Below are 3652 nucleotides of genomic sequence, written 5' to 3'. Positions count from 1 at the left end.
CCCCCCCCGCCGAGTCGCGCTCGCCGATGCGCCGCACCCGGGTCCCTCCCCCCCCCACGGGACCCGGGTGCGGCCATGCCGACATGGTGCATCTCACGTGTGTTTTGATGAAGGGGTGCGAAACGACAACCTGACGGCTGAGGAAGCCCGCGACCGCTCGGCCCTGCTGCGCGTCGACAGCTACGACGTCCATGTGGACCTGACCCACGCCGTGGACCCCGAGCGCCTGGCCTACCCGGTGCGCGCGGCGGTCCGCTTCGAGGTGCTCGCCGAGGATCCGGCGGCTCAGACCACGTTCATCGAGTATCTGCACCATTCGGTCGAGGCGATCACCCTCAACGGCCGCCGCCTGGACCCCCGGACCGCGGTGGTCGGCTCGCGGATCACCCTGACGGGTCTGGAGCGCAGCAACGAGCTCGTCGTGCACGGCTTCTCCCTGTACTCCCGCTCCGGGGAGGGCCTGCACCGCTTCCTGGACCCGGAGGACGGGCGCACCTACCTGTACACCCAGTACGAGCCGGCCGACTGCCGCCGGGTCTTCCCGACCTTCGAGCAGCCGGACCTGAAGGCCTCCTTCCGCTTCGCCGTGACCGCCCCCAGGGACTGGGTCGTCGCCTCCAACACCCCGGTGGAGCGGGAGGAGCAGGATCCGGTGGATGAGAGCGTGAGCAAGCGGATCTTCGCCCCGACGCAGCGGATCTCCACCTACATCACGACGCTGCTGGCCGGGCAGTACCACGCGGTCAGCTCGATGTACCAGCCCAGCGCGGAGACCGCGGTGGACGGCGTCGAGCCGAAGCCGATGACCCTGTACTGCCGGCAGGCGCTGGCCGCGCATCTGCCGGCTCGGGAGCTGTTCGAGCTGGTCGGGGCCGGTCTGGACTTCTTCCAGGACCTGTTCGACCTGGCCTACCCCTTCCCGCAGTACGACCAGGCCTTCGTCCCGGAGTACAACCTGGGCGCGATGGAGAATCCGGGGCTGGTGACCTTCACCGAGAACTACCTGCACCCGGGCGGGGCCACCGAGGCCCAGCGCGAGGCGCGGGCCAACGTCATCATGCACGAGATGTCGCACATGTGGTTCGGGGACCTGGTCACCATGAGCTGGTGGTCCGGCCTGTGGCTGAAGGAGTCCTTCGCGGAGTTCATGGGCGCCCTGGGGGCTGAGCGCGCCGGCGGCTTCGACCAGGCCTGGGTCAGCTTCGCCCACGGACGCAAGGCCTGGGCCTATCGCCAGGACGCCTACTCCACGACCCACCCGATCGTCGCGGACATCCCCGATGTGGAGGCGGCCAAGCAGAACTTCGACGGCATCACCTACGCCAAGGGCGCCTCGGTGCTCAAGCAGCTGGTGGCCCACGTGGGCTTCGAGCGGTTCATCGGTGCCGCCCGGGTCTACTTCCGCCGCCACGCCTGGGGGACCGCGCGCCTGGAGGATTTCCTGGCGGCCCTGGAGGAGTCCTGCGGGCGGGACCTCGCGGCCTGGGCGCGGCAGTGGCTGCAGACCTCCGGGGTCTCGGTGCTGCGCCAGGACGGCTCCCGCCTCATCCAGGAGCTGCCCGAGGGCGTCTCCCCCGAGCTCGGCCGGGCCCACACGCTGCACGCGGGCGTCTTCGACGAGATCGACGGCACCCTGCGCCTGCGCGAGGACCGGGCCCTGGAGGTGCCCGCGGGCCCCGAGGGCCTGGACCTGGAGCTTCCGGGCGCCCTCGCCGCCGCGGATCCGCGGGGTCTGCTGCTGCTGAACCGGGAGGACCTGACCTACGCCGTCACCCGGGTGGCCCCGGACCAGCTGGACACCTCGCTGCGAGCCGGACACACCCTGGAGGCCCCGCTGGATCGGGCCGTGCTCGGCTCCGCCCTGTGGACCATGGTCCGCGACGCGCAGCTGACCCCGTCCTCCTACCTCGGCTACGCTCTGGCCGGGGTGCGCGCGGAGAACAGCGCGACCCTGTTGGAGACGACGGCCCGGCACGTGCACGAGGCCATCGAGGAGCTCTGCGCCCCCGCCCAGCGCCCGCAGCTGCGTTCCCGGGCCGCCGAGGCTTTCCTCATCGCCCTGGAGGCAGCGGCCCCCGAATCCGACGCGCAGCGCATCCTGCTGCGCCACGTCCTGATCCTGGCCCGCACCACCGAGGAGGCGCTGCCGGTGGCCGAGCAGGTGCACGCCGCCTGGTCTGAGGATCCTGGTGCGGCCCGCTGGGGCGGGCTGGAGCTGACCGACGAGTTGGCCTGGAGCGCCCGGCTCGCCCTGGCCGTGTCCGGTCGTCTCACAGCGGAGGACCTGGACGTCGCCCTGGATGCCCGGCGCAACCGGCACGCCGAGGTGGGCTGGAACCGGGCCAGGGCAGCGGTGCCGGATGCCGCGGCCAAGCAGTGGGCGTGGGCGCGGATCTTCTCCGGGCGTCTGTCCAATGACGAGCTCTCCGCCGCGGCCGCAGGCTTCGCCGACGGTCCGGCGCGGCTGCGCGCGGCCTACGCCGATCGCTACTTCGCCGCGCTGGAGTCGGTGTGGGCCGAGCACTCCATCGGCATGGCCTCCCGGATCGTGGGAGGGCTGTTCCCGGACCTCGACGCCGTCGAGGACTCCCCGCAGCGAGCCGGGGCCTGGCTCGAGGAACATGAGCAGGCCCCCCGGGCGCTGCGTCGGCTGGTCATCGAGCACCGGGAGGACGCGCTGCGGGTGCGCCGGGTGCGCGCAGCCTGCGCCGGGGTGTGAGATTCTGGAGGGGCCGCCGCGCGCTGGTCCCCTCCACGTGCGGCATCCAACGGGCATGAAGGAGAACTGGCGTGACGCAGTACGCACTCAATGATCGCGGATCCCTGGAAGTGATCACGGACGACTACTACGACACCGAGATCCTCCGGCTCATGGACAATCTGCGCTTCGACCGGGAGCAGCACCACGACGGGCTGGCCCACCTGGTCCCGGAACCGGACAATCCGCACGCCCCCGGCTCCATCGCGGTGTGGGTGGACGGGCTGAAGATCGCGCGGATGTCCGCCGAGGACTCCCGCCGCTACCTGCCCGCGATCGCCCGCGTCGTGGTCTCCGGGCACGACCCCGTGGTCCCGGTGCGGGTGTGGGCCACGATGCGCGGGAAGGCGGGCCAGGTGCGCCTGGAATCCCGGGCGGTGCTGTCCATCGCCCGGCCGGATCAGCTGTTCCCCCTCAACGCCTGCCCGTCCCGGGCGGCCCTGCTGCCCCAGGGCCCCACCCTGAAGGTGCTGGACGAGAAGGACCACGCCGAGTACCTGCACTCGATCCTCCCGGTCTCCGGGGAAGGCCGGGTGATCCTGACCCTGGAGGCGGATCGGCACCGGCAACCCGACGGCACCGAGACGGACTCCGTGGACGTGCTGCACGACCGGCGGGTGGTCGGGCGCCTGTCCACGCAGATGTCCGAGCAGCTGGCCCCGGTGGTGCGCTACGCCTTCGAGCGGGACAAGCTCACCGCGGCCTGGGGCACGATCCGCGGCAACGCCTTCGAGCTGTCGCTGTCGGTGCAGACCGCTCGCGCCGAGGACCTGACACCTGCCTGGTTCGAGCAGCTGCCCCACGGCCTGCCCCCGCTGGTCCCGGAGCAGGAGCACTACGATCTGGAGGACGCCTACCGGCCCAGCCACGCCGAGAAGCACCCGGAATCCCGTC

At 71.7% G+C, this 3652-nt stretch carries 2 protein-coding genes; both read left to right on the top strand.

From position 1 onward, the window contains the following. The first annotated feature begins 115 nt into the window (after window positions 1-115). Window positions 116-2719, top strand: a complete 2604-nt coding sequence (gene pepN, locus KKR01S_RS10380; protein ID WP_081101708.1) for an aminopeptidase N — start codon at window positions 116-118, stop codon at window positions 2717-2719. Window positions 2720-2790: 71 nt separating this feature from the next. Continuing rightward, window positions 2791-3652, top strand: an 862-nt coding sequence (locus KKR01S_RS10375; RefSeq protein ID WP_061225936.1) for a hypothetical protein, incomplete at its 3' end; no start/stop codon positions are given.

It is taken from the genome of Rothia kristinae NBRC 15354, from assembly GCF_001570865.1.
Taxonomy (GTDB): Bacteria; Actinomycetota; Actinomycetes; order Actinomycetales; family Micrococcaceae; genus Rothia; species Rothia kristinae.
This window is presented reverse-complemented; position numbering and strand designations above follow the sequence as displayed.